Origin of the sequence: Litorilituus lipolyticus, assembly GCF_006439335.1 — a bacterium.
GTDB lineage: Bacteria > Pseudomonadota > Gammaproteobacteria > Enterobacterales > Alteromonadaceae > Colwellia > Colwellia lipolytica.
In genome coordinates, this window is sequence record NZ_SAWY01000041.1 from 1 (window position 1) to 21,936 (window position 21,936).

Here is a 21,936-nt window from a genome sequence, read left to right on the forward strand (position 1 = left end):
GTAATCTCTTTGAGTTCGTTTAGTGATTGATTTCATAACACTCTCCAATTTAATCGTGGAAAAGTGTCAACCTTATTTAGGACGGGTCACACCAGAAGAATAAAAAAGCAGCGAACTCGCTGCTTTTTTGTATTTGAAAAACAGCATTCTATTTGAGTAGTTTTCTGCCGATAATTGGCAGTAAACATAACATTAGCCAGGCGATTGCGCCGCCACTGCTGTCATTGTTCTCTGGCTCTTTATTGATTAGCGTGTTTTTTGCCGGCGATAAATTGGCATCAGTTGCTGTTGAAGAGTCAACAATAACAATTTGCTCTATTACAACAAAATTCTCAATTCCGGGCACCGTTTTGTTTGTGCAATCTTCGCTGCTGTAATTGACCATAGGTATGCCTTGCAAATTACCATTATTGCATAAACCCAGTTCTGCAATGGCATCCAATACAGTCATGCCATCACCTATTATTTGACCAAAAACCGTGAAGCCGCCGTTTTGCAGGTCAAGGTTACTACTATTATTTGCTACATTGAAAAACCATTGATCGGTTGCGCTATCTTTACTTGAGCCAAGCTTAGCCATGGCAATGGTGCCTTTTACATTAGAATATATAGGTTCATTTTGAATAGCAGCATTTGCAGGGATGTCAGTTAACGGCCAATCACCAGTAAAAGTAAAACCGCCACCTTGAATAACAAAATCAGGCACAACACGATGAACTACTGAATTAGAATAATGTAAGTCATTAACATAGTTTAAAAAGTTCTCAACAGTTTTAGGGGTCGTTGTATCGAACAAGTTAACTTGCATGTTTCCGTGAGAGGTTTGAAACTCGACTATGGTTGCATTTGCTTTAGAAGTCATCACAAAAGCAATAGCGAGAACACACGTTATCAGTATTTTGGTAGGGTTCATTGCTAACCTATAAAATGTAATCATTAAAAAAGAGCAAGCATATTAAGAGTTATTGCATGAACTCACAAGCCTACAATGTTAGAAAATTGTACAAAATATACGTTAGGCTTATATTACAGAATCTATTTATCTCCTATGAGTTTGATTAAGATGTTATTTGATAAGTAAGCACTGTCAACTTGCTGTAAGTTGTTGTAGCGAATCATCGATTGAATGCTATCAATATAAGCTTGGCCTCGTTCTGAGTATTTATCTAATGTATTAGCAAGGGCGAGGCCTGTTATTGGCTTATTCGCCTTTCTTAATTCTGCCCTCATCGTGCGTAGTTTTGCGTAAGCAAAAGTTGTGTTGATATTTAGCATATAGCCTTCAACAGAGGCGAGTGGGCTATCAAATCGAGCCAAGCCATAATTGCCTAGTTCTTTGCGTTGATGCTTTGGCACCATTCCCTTGCCAGAGAAGTCCCATTGACCAAAAAATGCGTTGCCTTCTTCGGTAAAGCGTGAGGTAGCCCAGCCACTTTCTTCAGCTGCTTGAGCGAGGGCTAACGAAGGTGGCATAATATCAACCTTTTTGAGTAACTCCTGCCTTATTTTCTCGTTAATTTGACCGGTTTTATCTGTACTAATACGGTATTTATCGGCAATTAATTTAAGTTGTGGAGAAGTTAAAGGAGCGGTTTTAACAATGACTCTTTCTTTTAATATATTCTCATTCGACATTAACACTAAAGGAGCCATCAGTCTGAAGAATACCTTTTTCTTTAGCTTTACCGGAATGTGATTTGATGTTTGTTTCCACTTTTCACTGACACCATCAAAGGTGATCCTAGGCACTTCTCTATGACCGTTTTGCCATGCTTCATTGGTATAACCATGTTGTTCAAATAAATTCATCAATTCATCGAGTGAGTTGATGTGAATTTCTTCGAAGGTACTTTTTTGTGAGGTTTGAGCTAGCAGTGAGAAAGAAACAAAAAAACAAATTAACAACACTTTAATGGGTATGATAAGTTTATTCACAGCGTTGAGTCCCTTTAAATCAAATATTGATTATGGATTATAGTATGAGTTGTGAAAATGTTTTCCAACAGTTTTTTTTCTCTTTAATAAATGCTATAAGTAGTTAACTCATTGCTTTCTCATTCTTATTTATTACCGCTGTTGAAGTTCTTGAAATAAAAGAACAATTCAGTATTGGATTGTTACAGATGGAACCTTTTAAGTCGATATTCTTCTTTGTGCTGACTTTACTGCTTCAATGCTATATTGGAGTCGCTTTTGCTGCTCAAACTGCAGAAGTGCAACAAAAGTTAGCTGATATTGCAAAATATGAGAATAAAGAAGAAGCGATAATTCGGTTAGACGAGATGCTGCTGCAAAAATCTTTATCTGCTAAGCATCAAATGATGATTCTGTCACATCAAGGTAGAACCTATTATGAAATGGGGAATTATGAACATGCCATCGAGCCGACAAAATCGGCATTAAAAATTGCTTATCATCAAAACTTAATTATTGAGCAAGCAGAGCTAAATAAATTGCTAGGAATTTGTTATTACTTTCTTGGGGAGTATTCTAGTGCTGTAACTTATTATCAAAATGCATATGACTTCTACCAAGGGCAAGTTTCTCAATTTTCACCTACCAGTGAACCGTTTAAACAAAACGCCGTTAAACGTGCCAATTTACTCAATAATATAGCACTAGCTTATGTCTTATTAGGGAAAAGTAGTTTTGCACTTCAAAGCTATAAGAAAGCTGAAGCCTTGTACCAGCAGTTTGGCTCAGAGAATGATAAAGTCGATGTTCGCTATAACATAGCAACTATGCTTATTAATTTAAAACGTTATGACATAGCGATTACTATGTTGAAAGAAATCATCCCAAAACTTGGCCAGCTTGGTGATAACAGTGGGGTAGCAAAAGCTAAGGCGGATCTGGGCGTTGCCTTTAAATATTCGGGCCAGTTTGAGTTGGCATTACAGCATACCTTAGTGGCACTTAATTACTTTCAATCTCAAAATAATAACTTTGAAACAGCTTCTCAACTACATAATATTGCTGAGATTTATAATCTTATGAAACAACCTTCAAAAGCAAAAGGGTTTGCCGAGCAAGGAGTAAAATTAAGCCAAGAAATTAGTCATAAAAAAGCACTTGCAGGCAGCTTACAAAGTTTGGCTAAAGCGTCTTTTTCTTTAGGTGATATTCCCGCTGCAGCACAATACCTTGCTCAGTCTAATAAGGTTGCACTTAGTGAAGATTATAAAGCACTTACTGTAAGTAATATGTTGCTTTCATCGCTGATTAATACAGGCTTACAAAAGTTTGATTTAGCAATTGAACAAGCACAGCATTATGAAAGTAAGATGCACCAAGAGGTCAATGCTAAATTAAACGAGCAGCTAGCAAAATTTGAATCTGAACAACTAGCGCAACAAGTAATCCGCTTAGAACAAAATAAAAAGCTACAAAAGTTACAAATGATTAAGCTTGAGCAGCAACGTGGATTAATTTTATTGGCGATTATCTTAATTTTTGTGATTGCTTTTCTTATATACAGAAGACGACTAGAAAATAGACTAACAAATGAATTAGAAAGCAGAGTAGTGCAACGTACACAAGCATTAGAGTTTTTAACGCAAGAGTTAAAACAGGCTAATCAAGTTAAAAGCCAATTCTTGGCAAATATGAGCCACGAAATAAGAACACCATTAACTTCAATTGTCGGTCAATCAGAAGCAATTATTAATGGTGATATAAACGAGGCTGAGTTAAGTCATGAAGTCAATATTATTCACGGCAATAGTTTACATTTATTAGAGTTAATTAACGAAATACTCGATTTAAGTAAGATCGAAGCTAATAAATTAGACTTGGAATTAAGAGAATATGATTTACATAAAATAATCAATGCCATTATTGATATCTTTTCAGAACAAGCCAATAAAAAAGGCTTAACCTTTGAAGTAAAACACCAACTGCCTTCACCGTTTTTTGTCACGATAGATGGCTTTAGGTTAAAGCAAATTCTGATAAACCTATGCTCTAATGCGGTGAAGTTTACAGAAAAAGGCCATGTGATTATTACTATTAGCTGGCGTGATCAGGCGTTAACTTTTTCTGTTCAAGATACTGGCATAGGAATGTCTAAAAAGCAGTTATCGACAATTTTTGAATTATTCACACAAGCGGATAATAGTATTAGTCGACGTTTTGGCGGTTCTGGTTTAGGGCTATATTTATCTAATCAGTTGGCGTTATTAATGTCAGGTAAAATAGAAGTCGAAAGTATAGTTGGTAAAGGCAGTACCTTTGTGTTTTCTATGCCTTGTCAATACAAGCTTTCGAGTAATCAAAAATTAGGTAATATTCATGAGCAGGAGGTTATTGAGAAAAAGTATCAAGGTAAAATAGTGCTTGCTGATGACCATGATGATAATCGCCGTTTAATTGCAAGAATACTCGAAGGAGTTGGCTTGGAGGTGTTGTGCGCTACCAACGGAAAGCAAGCGGTTGATTTATGTATTGAGCACGAGCCAAATTTAGCTTTACTTGACATTCAAATGCCTGAAATGGATGGTATTGAAGCATTTAGAAAATTAAGAAGTTTACACTATAAAAAGCCCTTGTTTGCCCTAACAGCGAACGCTATGTCTCATGAAGTTAATTACTTTTTAGCTCTGGGTTTCGATGGACACTTAAAAAAGCCGATTGAAAGAAAGCAATTTTTACGCACAATAGATACGTATTACCAACCTGTTTTAAGCGTTAATAATACAAAACTTGAACATGATATTGAACAAGTTGACTTTACGGACCTTAAGATCTCCTTTACTAAGAATTTAGTGGAAGATAAAAAGAAATTGCTGTCTTTACTTGAAAGCAAAGAGAATTTTCAGCTTGAACGTTTTGCTCATCGTCTAGCAGGTGCAGCACAAATGTTTGGCTATATTGAGTTAGGGCAAAGTGCACAAGAACTCGAAAAACACTTAAAAATGACTCATAGTGAAGAGAAAGAAGAGATAACGCTAGATTTAGCAGAATGCCTGCTTGATGAATTAAACCTTGTTGTTGCAGAATAACGGCTTCTAACTATCATTATCTTCATCATATTGAAATAAGCCTGCATAAGTAATGAAAACATTTTCTATTTCACAAATTATTTTAGCACTAGCAATAACTTATTTAGCTTATTCTTTAAGCGAAGTAGCCCGTCAAGTTCCCGATGTTGTCGCTATGGTTAATAATGTAAAGCCTCAAATGGATAATATTGCTCTGCAGGTTGCTTTGGTTAAGGATGAAGTTACATTAACGAGAGAGTTAATTACTAAGCAGTTGCCTGAGGTTTTGCGGCAAGTTGAAGCAAGTATAGCCACTATTGATAATGTGATTGCTGAAAGTGAAAACTACTCTCGTAATATACCAAGCTTATTACAACGACTAGAGTACTTTGAGCAGCAGATCCCACTTGCATACCAACGGCTAGATAATCTTGAAGCAGCAACCAATCATGCCGTTGCAGAGATAGCCCTGTGGCGGCCTCATTCAAATCACTATATTGAAGAGTTAGCATTAGCTAGAGAAAATATCCCTCAATATTTAACCCGCATAGAACGCATTATTGAGCAAGCAAATCAAGTCGGTGAAAAAAATAGCAGTGGCTTTGTTTCGGGTATATTCAAAGGGGTTATATCTTTGCCATTTGAAGTCGTTTCGGGTTTAACAAATATTGTTGATTCAAACTCTCAATCTGCTAAACACTTAACTGCAAAAGATGTTGCTACCTTGCAAGAACATCTTATTTCATTATTAGATAGCCCTGATCAAAAACATATCCTATGGAGCAATATCGATAGTGGTAATTATGGCCGTATAACTAAGCAAGAAGAGAAAAATTACAAAGGAAAAGTATGCGTACAAGTAGAGTTTACCAATTTCTTCAATAAGCAAAAAGAAACATTAGAAGAGCTGATGTGTCCTAATAAAGAAGGTTTATGGCAAGTAATGTAATCCAGCTCATGCTAAGAGAAAAAAATTTGTGTACAATCTAACAATAAAATATTTTTGTGGTGAGAATTCAGATGGCTAGAGAACAATTCGGTATTTGCGCAGAGCCTAATTTACATGGTAGTTATTTATTATTTAATGCACTGGATGATAAGAATGCATTTATTCGTGCGGCAATATCTCGCTTACCTGCATTATTTGACGTTTACGCGGAACAATTTTCAGAAGCTAATTTAATTGGTGTTGTCGCTATTGGAGCCAATTATTGGGATGAATTTTATCCTGATGGTAGACCACTTTTATTGAAACCATTCGTTGCGATGGATAGTGATGATCGGGTTGCTCCAGCAAGTAGCTATGATATTTATGTTGAAATTAGAAGTGACCGTGCTGATGTAAACCATATTGTCAGTTCTAAAGTATGTCAGTTGTTAGGCGAAAGTGTTGAGCTGATAGAACAAGTTCAAGCATTTCGATTCTTAGATGGGCGTGATTTAACGGGTTTTGTTGATGGCACCGAAAACCCTCAAGGCATTCATCGAAGAGAAGTTGCGTTAGTAAAAGATGAAGATGATAGCCAATTTTCTGCAGGTAGCTATTTGCATGTGCAAAGATATCAGCATAACTTAGCTTTATGGAATTCAATCACTGAGCGTGAACAAGAAGATGTTTATGGTAGAACAAAAGTCGATAATATTGAATATGCCAGTGAAGATAAGCCATTAACTGCACACACCAAGCGAACAAGCTTAAAAGATGAAACAGGCAATAGTATAGAAATTTTAAGACAAAGCATGCCTTATGGCGATATGAAAAGAAAAGGTTTGTTTTTTGTGTCTTATTGCCATTCGCCTGAGCCATTTGAAATTATGCTAGATAGTATGATTCATGGAGATAGTGAAGGGCATGTTGATCATTTACTTAAATATACCCAAGCAGAGACAGGCGCTGCATTTTTTGCTCCAAGTCTTGATTTTCTTGCTAGCCTCAAGGAAGAGTAATTAATACACTATTCTTGTGCTAAGTGTGTGGCATGAAAATTTTCTGCCACATATTGCCCTTGAGTAATGGCCAATTCAGACTCTGGGCTCAACTTTCCTAAAGGTAATAGAGCTGGTCCCGTAGGGTCAGCAAGTAAGTAGTCAATTCCTTCATGGTGAATTGTCATTTCTCCTGCTTCAGCAGGAATAGCAATACCAATAAAAGCATGTTGTTCGATATAAATAAGCACCATTTCAATACGTGGCATTAACGATCTTAATATCGCTGCTGCTAATGTCATCTTACTATCGCAATCACCTTGGTTTTCCCAAAGCAATTTTAAAGGGGGGTTAAACCCAGCCCCTGATGAAGTCATTCTGTTTTCTAATGTTGCGTATGGAATACTTTGAATAAAACCAAGCACATAATTGGTAACCTTTCTAATATTCTTGATGGATACTTTTTCTAAGATAAGTGGTTTTAAAGGTTTCAAATCTAATACAGAATCGTTGGCAATACTGCGATGGTCGACTTTAACACCTGTCGTTTGATCGAAATTGGTAAAAATTTGATAATAATTTTGTTGATAATATAAAGCGGTTTGTTCTTGCTCTACTTCTTTTATTTTAGCGTAAGCTGCGGCTATTTTAGTTTCATTTTGTCCACGCACTTCAATCTTTGTTTCACCATGCTGACGCGTATAGTGAATATTCACTCCGGCTAATCTTTCTTTTCGCAATTGTTGTTTGATGTTTCTGAGTATCGCCTTTTGCGCAAAATCTGCTTGGTAACTTTTTAGGTGCCTAAAGCGTTCGAATATACTCTCATTGGTCAAATTAAAGGTCATCGATTGTTCTGTATTTTTATAGTCATTCCAACGATAACTTAAAGAAACTTGTTGTGCTTCTTGATGTTTAGTGAAGGCAATTTGCTTCGCTTTCACCGGAGAAATGACAAAATAAATAGATAAAATGCTAATAGAGCAAATTAACGCTAGCCAGTGATTAATATTTTGCTTACTCATTTTTAACGATTTCCTAGAACGTATGATTGAAATAAACGCCATTGGACATTAACGAAAAACTTACCTATACCTTTGATTATTAACTATAACACGCTAATTAGTATTCGGCTAAGAGAGTTGAAAGTTGCTATATCAATATCGCGAATGCTTTTTTAGCTTTACATTTAATATCGTTAAGGTATATTCAAACAACTGTTTTAAATGTTTGTTTGGTTTTGTTAAGGGGTCAAAATGGCTGAGTATAAAGTTCCACTAGAAGATATGAATTTCTTATTGTTTGATGTTTTTAAAGCGGATCAAATGTGGCAGCGCTTACCTAAACTAGCGGAACAAGTTGATAAAGACACAGCCCAAGCCATTTTACAAGAATGTGCCAAAATTGCAGAGCAAGAGATTGACCCTATTGCCAGAGAAGGTGATGAAACGGGTGTGAGTTATAATAATGGTCAGGTAACAACAGCACCTGGTTATAAAGAAGCCTTTGCAACTTACGCTGAAGGCGGTTGGACTGCTTTAGGTGGTGATGTGGAGTATGGTGGTATGGGCATGCCTAAAATGCTTACAGCCTTACATGAAGAAATGTTATGTAGCGCAGATATTTCCTTTGCTTTATATCCATCATTAACTGCAGGTGCTGCATTATCATTGGCTAAACATGGTAGTGAAGAATTAAAAGAGCGCTACTTAACTAAAATGTACTCAGGCGAATGGGCTGCCTCAATGTGCTTAACTGAAGCACATGCTGGTTCCGATTTAGGGATAATTCGTACTAAAGCGGTTTTGCAAGATGATGGTAGTTATGAAATAACAGGTAATAAGATCTTTATTACCGGTGGTGAACATGATTTAACAGATAATATAGTTCATTTGGTGTTAGCAAAATTACCAGATGCGCCTAAGGGGCCAAGAGGTATTTCTTTGTTTTTAGTGCCTAAAATTCAAGTGAATGACGATGAAAGCTTAGGCGATGGTAATAATGTTTCTTGCGGTTCTATTGAACATAAAATGGGCATTCATGCTTCTGCCACTTGTGTAATGAATTTTGATGGTGCTAAAGGTTATTTAATTGGTGAATTAAATAAAGGCTTAGCTTGTATGTTCACTATGATGAACTTTGAGCGTATTGGTGTTGGTATTCAAGGTTTAGGAGCCGCAGTTCGTTCTTATCAAAACGCCTTAGAGTACGCTAAAGATCGTGGTCAAGGTCGTGCACTTTCTGGAGCTAAAAACCCAGAACAAACCACAGATTCTATCATGGTGCATGGTGATGTGCGCCGAATGTTGTTAAATATGAAAGCATTAAATGAAGGTTCTCGTGCTTTATCAAGTTATATTGCCATGCAACTTGATTATGCAACTTATGGAGAAGGTGATATCCAAAAGCAAGGGGATACCTTGTCGGCATTACTAACGCCTATTGCTAAAGCATTCTTTACCGACCTTGGTTTTGAAAATACCGTGACAGGTCAACAAGTTTTTGGCGGTCATGGTTATATTCGTGAGTGGGGTCAAGAGCAATTGGTACGTGATGCTCGAATTACCCAAATCTATGAAGGAACTAATGGTATCCAAGCTATGGATTTATTAATGCGAAAAGTCATTGGTTCAAAAGGGGCTATGTACCATGTTTTCAAAGAGGAAGTTCTGAGCTTTATTGAAGAAAATAGGCAAAACGATCATCTGGCTGAGTTCATTTCACCACTATCAGATTCGCTAACAGATCTTACGACTATTACTCAAGAATTACTTGAAAAATCTACTGTAGATGTTGAAGAAATAGGTGCTGCAGCCAATGATTACTTGCATGTATTTGGCTATACCGCTATGGCGTTTGTTTGGGCAAAAATGGCTCAGGTTTCATTAGCCAGTGAAGAAATTGATCATGACTTCTATCAGAGTAAGATCTTAACAGCGAGATATTATTTTGCTCGCTTATTGCCAAGAAGGCTATCATTACTTGCGAGTATACGTTCAGGTAGCCAACCTCTCTTTGCTATAGATGACAATTTATTCTAACGCTACTCTAGGTAATAATACTTCGATTAAGGTACAATGCCGTTTATTCTATAAGCCTGATTTAACAGATCAGGCTTATTTTATTTTTACTTATAGAGTTTTGGGTGGCTAATCACCTTTGGCGACACTTTTAACCTCATCTAAGAAAATAATGCAGTAAAATAATTTTATTTTTGCCACAATTTAGCGCTAAAGATCCACAAAACTCCACAATATCATCCACTTCCTTGAAAGCCTTAATTTTCCTAGCATTGAAACTAGTTGTAGGCAAATTGTTTTCCTTATTATCTGCTTGACATAGCTTTGCATTGTTCACTAAACTGTATCAATGTGGAGAAAAGTGGGAAATTGTGGATCTTAATCGCATAACCACTTTTATTTGGATATAAAAACAACAAATCAGATAAAAAATAATCAGTTATGTTTAGAGGCGCTAGCTCAATTACATTAGATAGTAAAAATAGGATCACGATACCTACTCGGTATCGCGAAGAGCTATTTGCTGATTGCCAAGGGAAAATGATTTGTACTGTTGATATTCAACACCCGTGTTTGTTGCTGTATCCATTGCCTGAGTGGGAAGAAATTGAGCTCAAATTGTGCAATCTATCAAGCATGAATGAACAAGAGAGGTTGCTGCAACAAGTATTGCTAGGTAATGCGACCGATTGTGATATGGATAAAAATGGTCGCCTATTACTTAATGGCCCTTTAAGAAATCATGCCGGCCTAGAAAAGAGCATTATGTTAGTGGGCCAGCTGAAGAAGTTTGAAATTTGGAGTGAGTCTGCGTGGCAAACTCAAATGCAGCAAGGTATTAGCAAAATTCAATCAGGCGAAATAGAGCTTACTGAACGATTACTGGATTTATCGCTATAAGCGAAAAACGAAGTAACGCGATAACAACGTAACAAAGGTTATAAAAATAACAACATGGAATTTGATAAATCACATATTAGTGTTTTGCTAAGCGAAGCCGTCGATGGTTTAGACATTGATGCAGATGGCTGCTACATCGATTGTACTTTCGGTCGAGGTGGACACTCTGGTTTGATTTTATCAAAACTTTCTGACAAAGGCCGGCTCATAGCTATTGATAGAGATCCTACAGCGATTAAAGCGGCTGAGAAGTTTCATGACGACAAGCGGTTTTTAATAGAGCATCAGGGCTTTGCTCATTTAGCCGAAATTGTAAAGAAGCACGGTTTAACCAGAAAAGTTGATGGCATTTTGCTTGATTTGGGCGTGTCATCACCTCAACTAGATGTTGCAGAACGTGGCTTTAGTTTCATGAATGATGGTCCGCTTGATATGCGTATGGATACGACAAAAGGACAAACGGCTGCACAGTGGTTAGCAGTAGCAGATGTTGAAGATATTACCTGGGTTTTACGTACTTTTGGTGAAGAAAAACATGCTTGGCGCATTGCCAATGCCATTGTGGAAGCACGAGAAGAAACGGCGATAGAGAGAACAGGTCAGCTAGCCAATATTATTAAAACAGCTGCGCCACAAAGGGAAATAAAGAAGCATCCCGCCACCAGAAGTTTTCAAGCTATTCGTATGTATATCAACAGTGAGCTTGAGCAAATTGAAAAGGCCCTTGCTGCTTCATTATCTGTGCTAGCTGAGCATGGTCGATTAGTGGTTATTAGTTTTCACTCATTAGAAGACAGGTTAGTGAAACAGTTTATGAAAAAGCATTCACAGCCTAAAAAAGTGCCTCGTGGCTTACCTGTGAGTGAAGAAGAATTACATAAAGGCAAAAAGCTTCAATTGGTGGGTAAAAAGCAAAAACCGAGTAAATCAGAGGTTACTGAAAATGTACGCTCTAGAAGCTCTGTTTTACGTGTTGCAGAGCGATTAGCGCATATAGAAGAGTAAATTATGGCAGTAAGTCGCACTGCATTAGTAACAGATATATGGCAAGACATAACGCGTTATGCTTTTAGTTATTTTTTACTCTTAGCAGTGGTTATTTCTGCTTTTTCAGTTATTTACTACACACATGTTAATAGGCAAACAACAAGTGAATTAGAAGTACTGTTGAGCCAAAGAGATGAATTGAATATTGAATGGCGCAATTTATTGTTAGAGCAAAATAGTTTAGCTGAGCATAGTGCGATAGAGAGTAAAGCGAAAAAATTACTCAATATGAAACGACCCGATACAAAATCAGAAGTCATTATTAACTTACCTTAAATGGTAATTTTACAGAGATATAAGCAACAAAATGACCAAAGGCGATACCATAAAATCAGCCAAAAAATTAGGCAATAATGGCCAACCAAGTACTGCTGCATGGCGTTATTACTTGGTGATGGTTGTTGTCGTCTTGATTTATGTTGGTCTTATGGTGCGTAGTGCTTATATTCAGATTGTTGAACCTGAAATGTTGAAAAAGCAAGGCGATATGCGCTCATTAAGAGTGCATGCTGATAGAGTGCAGCGAGGTTCGATTGTTGATAGAAATGGTGCTGAATTAGCGATAAGTGTACCTGTTGAAACGGTTTGGGCAGATCCTAAAATAATCATGGATAATAATGCCCTAGCAATGTCAGAGCACTGGCAAGCTTTAGCTGATGTTCTCGATCAAGATATTAATCAATTAACTACACGTATTGTTAAAAACCCAAGAAAGCGTTTTGTTTATTTAGAACGTAAGATTTCTCCTGCCATGGCAAGCTACATACGCGAGTTAAAAATACCTGGAATTCATTTACGTAAAGAGTCTAAGCGTTTCTACCCAACAGGTGAAATTAGCGCACATCTAGTTGGTTTTACCAATGTGGATGATAAAGGTATTGAAGGTATTGAGCGTCTTTATGATCATATGCTAACTGGTAAGGGCGGAGAAAAGCGTTTTAGAAAAGATGCCAAAGGCAGAAAAATTGAGATTTTATCTGTAGAAGAATCAGAACAAGCAAAAGACATTACCCTAAGTATAGATCAGCGCATACAAGCTATTGCTTATAAAGAACTTAAAGGTGCGGTACAAGCTTTTAAGGCGGCGTCAGGTTCCGTTGTTGTTGCTAATGCCAACACGGGCGAAATATTAGCTATCACCAACAGCCCTTCATATAACCCAAACAATAGAAGAAACACTGCTATTCACCGTTTTCGCAATCGAGCGATTACTGATGTGTATGAGCCAGGCTCAACTATGAAGCCTCTTACTGCACTTACCGCCCTTGAATTCGGTTCGGCACAAGTCAACTCTGTTATTAATACAAGTCCTGGCTGGATGAGGTTGGGCGGGCGACGAGTAAGTGATCCTATTAATCGCGGAAAGTTATCTATTGAAGAAATATTGATCCATTCATCGAACATGGGTACCACAAAATTAGCATTGTCTGTACCTAAGGATTACCTACTGGATAAGTTTTTTGATGTTGGCTTTGCTGAAGATACAGGTACAGAGTTAGTCGGTGAAAGCACTGGCATGATGCATGATAGGCAGCGTTGGTCGCAATTCGAATTAGCCACTTTGTCTTGGGGATACGGTTTAGCAATTACGCCACTGCAACTAGCAAGATTTTATACTGCATTAGCTAATGGCGGTGTTAAGCGAGAGTTGTCGATCGTAAAATCTGATACACCTAATGAGGGTGAACGTATTTTCTCTGAAGAAAATAGTAACGCTATCGTCAATATGCTTGAAACCGTTGTAGATGAACATGTACCTAAAGCAAAAGTTGAGGGGTACCGTGTTGGTGGTAAAACTGGTACATCATTTAAGGCTGTTGCTGGTGGATACGGTAATGATTATGTTGGGTTATTTGCCGGTGTTGGTCCTATTTCTAAGCCAGAATTAGTCGTTGTTGTGGTAATTAATGACCCCGGTGGAGATTTGTATCATGGTGGCGAAGTTGCTGCACCAGTATTTTCTCGCATTATGAAAGGTGCGCTTAGGGTACTAAATATTGCACCTGATGCATCAAGTAAAGTAGCAGAGTCAACAAATCAACCACAGCAAAGTAAGGTAGACGGAGGTTTAAATGCATAAGCCTCAATGCCAAAATATCATTTCAGCCTTAAGCCTGTTTAAGATAAATATTAGCGATGAGCTTAATTTATCACAGCATCGTGGTAATTTGCATAACGATAGTCGCAAGATTCAATCTGGTGATATTTTTTGTGCTATACGAGGTACGGTTCAAGATGGCGGCAAGTATATAGCAAGCGCTATTGAAGCAGGTGCTTGCCTAATTATCAATGAGTGTTCTACACCTGAAGAACACGGTAAGATGAGCTGGTCAGATAGTACGAACTCTGTTGCGATAGTGAGCTTTTACCTACTTAATCAAGCCTTATTTAGTTTAGCAAAAAGTTATTATCAAAACCCTCAAGATAAGATGCGCATGATTGGCATCACAGGAACCAATGGCAAAACAAGTACCACTCAGCTTGTTGCTCAGTTACTTTCAAATCTGTCCAATGAAGATAATAATTGCAAAGAAATAGAAAAGCATCAATGTGCCATTATTGGCACTAATGGTGCGGGTACTTTTGAAAAGTTAACGCCCCTTGCTAATACAACACCAAGTGCTACCGAACTTCACCAGTTGTTTTATCGCTTTGAGCGAAAACGTATTCGCTATGTCGCGATGGAAGTGTCCTCTCATGCCCTTGAGCAACATAGAGTCAATGGTGAGCTTTTCAATACGGCATTATTCACTAATTTAAGCCGCGATCATTTAGATTATCACGGCACCATGGAAAATTATGCCAAAGCAAAACGTGAACTGTTTATCGGTAACGACAAGCAAGTAGCAATACTTAATGGTGACGATGACTGTGCCAAGCAGTGGTTGTTGAATTGGCCAGTAGAACAAGAATTATGGCTGTATGGTAAAGAGCAATATATAACTAAGCAGAGTAAGTATGTATTAGCTGATAATGTTAAACATCATGTTAGTGGTGTCGAATTTACCCTGAAAACTCATTTAGGCGACATTGATATTGTTAGCCCATTGCTAGGTGACTTTAATATTGACAACCTATTAGCTGCCATTGCAGTCACTATGGTTGAGATGGCTCAAACGCGGAGAATTTCAGAGGAGTTCTTAGCAACCTTAGCCAAAACTGTTGCACGAATAACACCAATTGCTGGTCGTATGGAAGCGATTAGTCAAAGTGGTTTAGCAACAACGGTGGTTGATTATGCCCATACGCCAGATGCTTTAGAGAAAGCACTTATAGCGTGTAAAGCTCATTGCCAAGGTGAGCTCTATGTTATTTTTGGTTGTGGCGGTGACCGAGATAAAGGTAAGAGACCATTAATGGCTGAAGCGGCAGAAAAGTACGCTGATCATTTAGTGATTACCAATGACAATCCTCGCACTGAATCGTCACAAGCAATCGTTGAAGATATGATCTCTGGCATTGCTGGTATTGATCAAACAAGATTGAAGGTCATTCTAGATAGAAAAAAAGCTACGATAGAAACTCTACAGCAAGCGATGGAGACTGATATCGTTTTACTCGCGGGCAAAGGTCATGAAGATTACATCATTATTGGTGATGAAACATTAAGCTATGATGAACGCGATGTTGTTGCAAAGTACTATCAAGCCAAATTGAACAGCCAAGAAAATTCAAACACTTCAAAAGATAAGCTGAATAACAACGGGGTAACCAAATGATCCCTTTAACCATTGAGAATGTTGCTGTTGCTGCAGAAGGTACGTTACATAGCTCAAAAGATTTAGCGCGACAAGTAATTACCAATATTGTGACTGATAGCCGAGTATTTGAACAAGATGCAAAAGCTACACAAACAGTGTTTTTAGCGCTTAAAGGAGCTAACTTTGATGGTCACCGCTTTATTGAGGCTGTCTTAAAAAGTGGTTGTGTGGCGGTGGTTGTTGAACAATTTAATGCGCAGCTGAATCAAAATAATGTTGCACAAATTGTGGTACAAGACAGCCGTGTTGCTTTAGGTAAACTTGGCGCCTATGTAAAGCAAATCGTCGCGCCAAAAACTGTAGCCATCACTGGTAGTAGCGGAAAAACCACGGTAAAAGAGATGGTTGCTGCAATATTGTCAGGGTTAGGTAAAGTGCTGGCAACCTCGGGCAATTTTAATAATGATATTGGTGTGCCACTAACATTATTACGCTTAGAGCCGTCTCATGAATATGCAGTGATAGAGCTTGGTGCCAACCATATTGGTGAGATTGCTTACACAACTAATTTAGTGAAACCTGATGTAGCTGTTATTAATAACATTGCAGCAGCTCACTTAGAAGGTTTTGGTGATTTATGCGGCGTGGCTAGAGCAAAAGGTGAAATCTTTTCTAGTTTAACCTCTCAAGGCGTTGCCCTATATAACAAAGATACACGCTATACCGATAAATGGCAGTGGCGTTTAGTAGATAAAACTGTTCGTACTTTTTCATGCTTTAACGAAGCCGATTGTTACAGCAGCGACGTTAATTTAGATCAGCTCGGCTGTGCGAGTTTTCAACTCCATACCACTCAAGGCCAATGCTTGATTGAGTTAAATATTCCAGGCAAACATAACGTTTGTAATGCAGTGGCTGCAGCCAGTATTGCCTTAGAGTTTGGCGCAAGTTTAGCAGATATAGCGACTGGTTTGGCACAAATGAAACCAGTTAAAGGTCGATTAAATCTGTATCAACTGACTGAAAATGTGAAGTTAATTGATGATAGTTACAATGCTAATTTAGAATCTGCGAAAGCTGCTGCTCAGTTGTTATCTTCATACCCAGGCAAGCAAATTTTGATTTTGGGCGATATGGGGGAGTTAGGTACGCAAGCGCGTAGCTATCATCAACAGGTCGGTGAATTTGCTGCAGAGTTAGATATTGATACCTTAATAACCTTAGGCGTGTTAAGCCAAAGTGCTTGCGACGGCTTTTGTGCGAAAAAACCGGTAAATGAGGCTGACAGCAGCCAACACTTTGCCCATAGAGATGAATTATTACATCACGTATATGAGGAATTTAATCAATTACTCAGTGATAGCGAAGAGCAATTAGCGATTTTAATTAAAGGATCGCGCAGTGCTCATATGGAACATGTTGTCAAAGCTATCATTGAATGGTTTGAGCAATATAATGCTTTACAGAATAAAGAGGTAAATTCTTAATGTTGTTGTGGTTAGGAGAGTATTTAACTCAGTTTTATTCTGCCTTTAACGTTTTTTCATATTTAACGTTTAGAGCAATAGTCAGTACGTTAACCGCGCTACTTATTTCATTGTATTTTGGCCCTAAATTAATTCGCTATTTGCAAGCTATGCAAATAGGTCAAACTGTGCGTGATGATGGACCTGAGAGTCACTTATCGAAATCTGGTACCCCGACTATGGGGGGAATTTTAATTTTAGCTTCAATTGTCACCAGTGTTTTACTGTGGGCGGATTTAACCAACCGATATGTTTGGGTGGTGTTATTTGTTGTCGTAAGTTTTGGCATTATTGGTTTTGTTGATGATTATCGAAAGGTTATTAGAAAAGATTCAAATGGTTTAATTGCCAAGTGGAAGTATTTTTGGCAAACCGTAGCTGGTTTAGCAACAGCATTCTTCTTATATGCTTCGGCGCAAGCACCTGAAGAGACAGCGTTGCTGATCCCTTTTGTTAAAGATGTCTTACCTCAGCTTGGCATACTGTATTTAATTTTGACTTACTTTGTCATTGTCGGCACGTCAAATGCCGTTAATTTAACAGATGGATTAGATGGTTTAGCCATTGTTCCAACCATTATGGTGGCAGGTGCTTTTGCTGTCTTTGCCTATGTAACAGGTCATGTCAACTTTTCTAGTTATTTAAATATTCCACATATTCCGCTAACCAGTGAGCTGGTTGTAGTTTGTACCGCAATTGTCGGCGCTGGCTTAGGGTTTTTATGGTTTAACACTTATCCTGCGCAAGTGTTTATGGGAGATGTTGGATCTTTAGCTTTAGGTGCAGCCCTTGGGGTTATAGCCGTTTTAGTGAGACAAGAACTGGTGCTATTTATCATGGGCGGGGTTTTTGTTATGGAAACCATGTCAGTCATCTTACAAGTGGGCTCTTATAAAATGCGTGGTCAACGCATATTTAGAATGGCTCCTATACATCATCACTATGAGTTAAAGGGGTGGCCAGAGCCACGTGTTATTGTCCGGTTTTGGATTATTTCACTCATATTGGTATTGATTGGTTTAGCTACATTGAAATTACGTTAAAAGAGACGAATAGGCTTAAATATTAATGACGTTTTTAACAGAATTAAAAGGTAAAAACATTCTTGTGTTAGGTGCTGGGCTAACAGGGCTTTCCTGTGCTAAGTATTTGCACGGGTTAGGGTTATCTTTTACTGTTAATGACAGTCGCGACAACGTGATTGAAACAAGTAAATTTACTGCACAGTTTATCAATGCAAAACTCATTACCGGGCAATGGTGTCAACAAGCAATTAGTCATGCTGATCTTATTCTTGTAAGCCCAGGTATCGATTTAGTGGCTAACGGCATTTCAGTTTGGGTTAATAATGACTGTCAGGTAATAGGTGATGTAGAGCTATTCTGTAAAATTAATAATGCGCGTATTAACCCTGTGAGTATATTAGCGGTTACCGGTTCGAACGGTAAATCAACAGTGGTTTCACTCTTAGCTTATATTGCTAAAACGCTGGGAGTTAATGCTCAATTAGGCGGCAATATAGGCTTACCTGTTCTTGACCTTTTACAGCTTGAAAACGCAACAAGTGCAGAGTTAGCTAATCAACCAGAAATGCTTATTCTCGAACTTTCTAGTTTTCAGTTAGAAACATTGAACAGTATGAAGGCGATTGCTGCGACTATGTTGAATTTAAGTGATGATCATTTAGATCGCCACTTAACTATGGATAATTATCAAGCCATTAAACAGCGAATATATCCTCAAGCAGAAGCAGCTGTTTATAATCGAGATGATAAGGCTACAAGTCCAACATCATCAGTTGAAAATGCCATTAGCTTTGGCAGTGATACACCTGCTAAAGGTCATTTTGGTATTCATTATATTAATGGCAAGGCACACTTAGCCTTTGGCGAGCAAACACTCATTTCTTTAGCTGAATTACCTCTTGCAGGTATGCATAATGCGTTGAATTATTTAGCAGCATTGGCATTAGGTTATAGTGCTGGGTGGTCTTTATCAGCAATGAGTGAGAGTTTAACTGGGTTTGCTGGCTTGGCTCATCGTTGTCAACGTATTGCAACAGCTGATGAAGTGCAATGGATCAATGATTCTAAAGCAACAAATGTAGGCGCAACAATAGCCGCTATTAAAGGCTTAGCAAGTACAAAATCAACGACGAGTCGTTTAATCCTAATTGCTGGTGGCGAAGGCAAAGGTGCTGACTTTACTCCATTGCATCAAGTCTTCGAAAATCATGTTAGTAGCCTGATAACCTTTGGTAAAGATGGTAATGCTATTGCTTTACAAAGCGAGAAAACATCGACAACTGCCTATGAAGTTACCACCTTGCATGAAGCAGTAAAATTAGCTAACTCTTTGGTAAGTTCGGGCGATATCGTTTTGCTTTCACCAGCGTGTGCCAGTTTAGATATGTACAAAAATTACATTGCACGTGGCGAACACTTTATTGATTTAGTGCAAGATACAGTTCATACAACTAGGGAGAGCATATGACCTCAGTTGTAAAACCATTCACTATAGAACTTCCTAAATGGATAACCAATATCACTGTAGGGGCTGAACATAATGCCGCGACCTTTGATCGCGGTTTTGTTGTGCTGGGGTTGATTATGTATATGGTTGGTTTAGTGATGGTGGCAACCTCGTCAATGCCTGTCGCAGAGCGATTATTTGATAATCCGTTTCATTTTGTCATTCGCCATGGCATTTATATTGTGCTGAGTGTCGGTATTGCCGCTATTGCTTTGCAAATACCTATGTCATGGTGGCAACGAAACAGTAGTTATTTACTCGGTTTTGCGGTCTTACTGCTAATGGTGGTACTTGTGGTGGGCCGAACAGTCAATGGTTCAACAAGATGGATAGTACTTGGGCCAATTACCGTCCAAGCGGCAGAACCTGCCAAACTCTTTTTCTTCTGTTACTTAGCAGCATATCTCGTAAGACGAAGAGAACAAGTGATGGAAAATATTAAAGGCTTTATTAAGCCTTTAGTTGTGTTCGGTGTACTAGCAGGTTTACTGCTAATGCAACCTGATTTAGGCACCATTATTGTTATGTTTGTGACAACTTTTGGACTGTTATTTTTAGCGGGTGCGAAGCTGTGGCAATTTATTGGTTTGTCATCGGTCGGTGTGTTTTTACTTTCCATGTTGGCTATTTTTGAGCCGTATCGCTGGCGCCGAATCACTAGTTTTCTTGATCCTTGGCAAGATCCTTTTGGCAGTGGTTATCAACTTACCCAATCATTAATGGCCTATGGTCGAGGTGAATTATTAGGACAAGGGCTAGGAAACAGTATTCAAAAGTTAGAATATTTACCAGAAGCTCATACCGATTTTGTTATGGCAGTGTTAGCTGAGGAATTTGGCTTTATTGGCGTCAGCTTTATTTTGCTGTTAAGCATGGCCTTAGTCTTTAAGGCAATGCACCTTGGCAAGAAAGCGTTAGCCAAAGAGAAGTATTTTGAAGGATTTCTTGCTTATGCCATTGGCATTTGGATGTGTTTTCAAGCAGCAGTAAATATAGGTGCCAGTGCAGGTATTGTTCCAACCAAGGGGTTAACTATGCCTTTGATAAGTTATGGTGGTAGTTCGATGATAACTATGACTATAGCTTTGGTTATCTTAATTAGAATTGATCATGAAATACGTTTACAAAGCATGCAAGCAACCAGTACTAAAAGACGAGGAGCAAAATCATGACATTGAATACTGCTCCAACATTATTGGTTATGGCTGGTGGCACGGGCGGTCATATTTTTCCCGGACTGGCTGTTGCGCAATTATTAGCAAGTAGAGGTTGGCATATTCATTGGCTTGGGACTGCTGAGCGAATGGAAGCAGATATAGTACCAAATCACGGGTTTGATATATCGTTTATCGATATTAAAGGAGCACGAAATAAAGGAGTTAAGACCTTATTATTGATGCCGTTCTCCTTAGTTAAGTCAATATGGCAGGCGATGCGTGTGATACGAAAAACCAAACCTGATGTGGTGCTTGGCATGGGCGGCTATGCGAGTGGTCCAGGTGGTTTGGCTGCATGGTTATTAAGACGACCAGTAATTGTTCATGAACAAAATGCTGCTGCAGGCTTAACAAATAGATTACTGGCAGGTATAGCTACTATTGTATGTAGTGCTTTTCCCGGTGCTTTTAAACAAAGCAAGAAAACAGTTCAGGTTGTAGGCAACCCATTAAGAGCGAATATTACTCAAGTAAGCCAACAAGATAGTGAAGATACTGCTAAAGAAAAAACGAATAATGATGAGCAACGGCGTATATTGGTTGTTGGTGGCAGCTTAGGTGCACAAGTTCTAAATAATACTGTACCTAAGGCATTTTCGTTATTAACTAAAGACGATGAACGATACAGCATTTGGCATCAAACGGGTAAAGGTAATGCTAGGTCGGTGGAAGCTCAATACGATGAGCAGTTCATTACTGATGGCAGTGTTAAAGTCACAGAATTTATTGATGATATGGCAGCAGCATATCAATGGGCTGATATTGTTATTTGTCGAGCAGGGGCGTTAACGGTTTCTGAACTAGCTATGGCTGCTAAACCCGCCATTTTTGTTCCACTACCTCATGCTGTTGATGATCATCAAAGTAAAAATGCTCAATTTTTGGTAAATAAAGGTGGCGCCAAACTCATTGCACAACAAGCGTTTAATGCTGAAAAATTAGCACAGACATTAACAGCGCTATTTGTCGATAAGAAAATATTAAAAACAATGGCTGTTGCGGCTTCTAAAGCAGCAGACAAGCAATCAACAGAAAAGGTTGCTGATTTATGTCAGCAATTAGTGAAGACGAAATAATTATAGAGAATT

At 38.3% G+C, this 21,936-nt stretch carries 17 protein-coding genes; 14 read left to right on the plus strand and 3 right to left on the minus strand.

Translation table 11 applies throughout. From position 1 onward, the window contains the following. Nucleotides 1-148 precede the first annotated feature (148 nt). A complete protein-coding gene (locus tag EPA86_RS16790) occupies nt 149-913 on the minus strand; it encodes a peptidylprolyl isomerase (RefSeq protein ID WP_246058445.1) in 765 nt (254 codons plus the stop codon). Between the two features lie 122 nt (nt 914-1,035). Continuing rightward, complete coding sequence (locus EPA86_RS16795; protein WP_342777404.1) at nt 1,036-1,935, minus strand: glucosaminidase domain-containing protein; 900 nt, start codon at nt 1,933-1,935, stop codon at nt 1,036-1,038. A gap of 188 nt (nt 1,936-2,123) precedes the next feature. Between EPA86_RS16795 and EPA86_RS16800 the strand changes: the two genes are divergently transcribed. The 3 genes from EPA86_RS16800 (at nt 2,124) to EPA86_RS16810 (ending at nt 6,926) form a co-directional block, all read left to right on the plus strand. Further along, entirely contained in the window at nt 2,124-5,000 is a 2,877-nt protein-coding gene (locus tag EPA86_RS16800) for an ATP-binding protein (protein ID WP_140605554.1), read from the plus strand. 52 nt (nt 5,001-5,052) lie between these two features. Next, complete coding sequence (locus EPA86_RS16805) at nt 5,053-5,928, plus strand: ATP-binding cassette domain-containing protein (protein WP_140605555.1); 876 nt, start codon at nt 5,053-5,055, stop codon at nt 5,926-5,928. 71 nt (nt 5,929-5,999) lie between these two features. Further along, a complete protein-coding gene (locus EPA86_RS16810; RefSeq protein WP_140605556.1) occupies nt 6,000-6,926 on the plus strand; it encodes a Dyp-type peroxidase in 927 nt (308 codons plus the stop codon). A gap of 8 nt (nt 6,927-6,934) precedes the next feature. Here the strand turns inward: EPA86_RS16810 and EPA86_RS16815 are convergent, their stop codons facing one another. Continuing rightward, nucleotides 6,935-7,930 (minus strand): hypothetical protein, encoded by a 996-nt coding sequence (locus tag EPA86_RS16815; RefSeq protein ID WP_246058446.1) that lies wholly within the window; start codon nt 7,928-7,930, stop codon nt 6,935-6,937. Nucleotides 7,931-8,161: 231 nt separating this feature from the next. Here EPA86_RS16815 and EPA86_RS16820 point away from each other — a divergent pair, with 231 nt between their 5' ends. The 11 genes from EPA86_RS16820 (at nt 8,162) to murG (ending at nt 21,924) form a co-directional block, all read left to right on the plus strand. Beyond that, nucleotides 8,162-9,946: an acyl-CoA dehydrogenase C-terminal domain-containing protein gene (locus EPA86_RS16820; protein ID WP_140605557.1), complete on the plus strand. Its 1,785-nt coding sequence runs from the start codon at nt 8,162-8,164 to the stop codon at nt 9,944-9,946. A 420-nt stretch (nt 9,947-10,366) separates the two neighbouring features. Next, nucleotides 10,367-10,825, plus strand: coding sequence for a division/cell wall cluster transcriptional repressor MraZ (gene mraZ / locus EPA86_RS16825; RefSeq protein WP_140605558.1), 459 nt, complete (start codon nt 10,367-10,369; stop codon nt 10,823-10,825). A gap of 54 nt (nt 10,826-10,879) precedes the next feature. Then, a complete protein-coding gene (rsmH, locus tag EPA86_RS16830) occupies nt 10,880-11,830 on the plus strand; it encodes a 16S rRNA (cytosine(1402)-N(4))-methyltransferase RsmH (RefSeq protein WP_140605559.1) in 951 nt (316 codons plus the stop codon). Between the two features lie 3 nt (nt 11,831-11,833). After that, nucleotides 11,834-12,148, plus strand: a complete 315-nt coding sequence (ftsL, locus tag EPA86_RS16835; protein ID WP_140605560.1) for a cell division protein FtsL — start codon at nt 11,834-11,836, stop codon at nt 12,146-12,148. A 31-nt stretch (nt 12,149-12,179) separates the two neighbouring features. Beyond that, complete coding sequence (locus tag EPA86_RS16840; RefSeq protein WP_140605561.1) at nt 12,180-13,952, plus strand: penicillin-binding transpeptidase domain-containing protein; 1,773 nt, start codon at nt 12,180-12,182, stop codon at nt 13,950-13,952. Then, on the plus strand, nt 13,945-15,591 hold the full coding sequence (locus tag EPA86_RS16845) for a UDP-N-acetylmuramoyl-L-alanyl-D-glutamate--2,6-diaminopimelate ligase (RefSeq protein WP_140605562.1): 1,647 nt from the start codon (nt 13,945-13,947) through the stop codon (nt 15,589-15,591). The genes EPA86_RS16840 and EPA86_RS16845 overlap by 8 nt, the downstream gene beginning before the upstream one ends. Continuing rightward, nucleotides 15,588-17,060 (plus strand): UDP-N-acetylmuramoyl-tripeptide--D-alanyl-D-alanine ligase, encoded by a 1,473-nt coding sequence (locus EPA86_RS16850; protein ID WP_140605563.1) that lies wholly within the window; start codon nt 15,588-15,590, stop codon nt 17,058-17,060. The genes EPA86_RS16845 and EPA86_RS16850 overlap by 4 nt, the downstream gene beginning before the upstream one ends. After that, on the plus strand, nt 17,060-18,142 hold the full coding sequence (mraY, locus tag EPA86_RS16855) for a phospho-N-acetylmuramoyl-pentapeptide-transferase (RefSeq protein ID WP_140605564.1): 1,083 nt from the start codon (nt 17,060-17,062) through the stop codon (nt 18,140-18,142). Before EPA86_RS16850 ends, mraY begins: the two co-directional genes overlap by 1 nt. Nucleotides 18,143-18,167: 25 nt before the next feature. Then, complete coding sequence (murD, locus tag EPA86_RS16860) at nt 18,168-19,592, plus strand: UDP-N-acetylmuramoyl-L-alanine--D-glutamate ligase (RefSeq protein ID WP_140605565.1); 1,425 nt, start codon at nt 18,168-18,170, stop codon at nt 19,590-19,592. Then, the gene (gene ftsW, locus EPA86_RS16865) at nt 19,589-20,803 is read left to right on the plus strand and encodes a cell division protein FtsW (RefSeq protein ID WP_140605566.1); all 1,215 of its coding nucleotides are present in this window, start codon (nt 19,589-19,591) and stop codon (nt 20,801-20,803) included. The genes murD and ftsW overlap by 4 nt, the downstream gene beginning before the upstream one ends. Next, entirely contained in the window at nt 20,800-21,924 is a 1,125-nt protein-coding gene (gene murG, locus EPA86_RS16870) for an undecaprenyldiphospho-muramoylpentapeptide beta-N-acetylglucosaminyltransferase (protein WP_140605567.1), read from the plus strand. Before ftsW ends, murG begins: the two co-directional genes overlap by 4 nt. The last annotated feature ends 12 nt before the right edge of the window (nt 21,925-21,936 follow it).

Coding starts and splice junctions, on each gene's coding strand:
- EPA86_RS16790 (WP_246058445.1), bottom strand. CDS start 913: ATGAACCCTACCAAAATACTGATAACGTGTGTTCTCGCTATTGCTTTT.
- EPA86_RS16800 (WP_140605554.1), top strand. CDS start 2,124: ATGGAACCTTTTAAGTCGATATTCTTCTTTGTGCTGACTTTACTGCTT.
- EPA86_RS16805 (WP_140605555.1), top strand. CDS start 5,053: ATGAAAACATTTTCTATTTCACAAATTATTTTAGCACTAGCAATAACT.
- EPA86_RS16810 (WP_140605556.1), top strand. CDS start 6,000: ATGGCTAGAGAACAATTCGGTATTTGCGCAGAGCCTAATTTACATGGT.
- EPA86_RS16815 (WP_246058446.1), bottom strand. CDS start 7,930: ATGAGTAAGCAAAATATTAATCACTGGCTAGCGTTAATTTGCTCTATT.
- EPA86_RS16820 (WP_140605557.1), top strand. CDS start 8,162: ATGGCTGAGTATAAAGTTCCACTAGAAGATATGAATTTCTTATTGTTT.
- mraZ (WP_140605558.1), top strand. CDS start 10,367: ATGTTTAGAGGCGCTAGCTCAATTACATTAGATAGTAAAAATAGGATC.
- rsmH (WP_140605559.1), top strand. CDS start 10,880: ATGGAATTTGATAAATCACATATTAGTGTTTTGCTAAGCGAAGCCGTC.
- ftsL (WP_140605560.1), top strand. CDS start 11,834: ATGGCAGTAAGTCGCACTGCATTAGTAACAGATATATGGCAAGACATA.
- EPA86_RS16840 (WP_140605561.1), top strand. CDS start 12,180: ATGACCAAAGGCGATACCATAAAATCAGCCAAAAAATTAGGCAATAAT.
- EPA86_RS16845 (WP_140605562.1), top strand. CDS start 13,945: ATGCATAAGCCTCAATGCCAAAATATCATTTCAGCCTTAAGCCTGTTT.
- EPA86_RS16850 (WP_140605563.1), top strand. CDS start 15,588: ATGATCCCTTTAACCATTGAGAATGTTGCTGTTGCTGCAGAAGGTACG.
- mraY (WP_140605564.1), top strand. CDS start 17,060: ATGTTGTTGTGGTTAGGAGAGTATTTAACTCAGTTTTATTCTGCCTTT.
- murD (WP_140605565.1), top strand. CDS start 18,168: ATGACGTTTTTAACAGAATTAAAAGGTAAAAACATTCTTGTGTTAGGT.
- ftsW (WP_140605566.1), top strand. CDS start 19,589: ATGACCTCAGTTGTAAAACCATTCACTATAGAACTTCCTAAATGGATA.
- murG (WP_140605567.1), top strand. CDS start 20,800: ATGACATTGAATACTGCTCCAACATTATTGGTTATGGCTGGTGGCACG.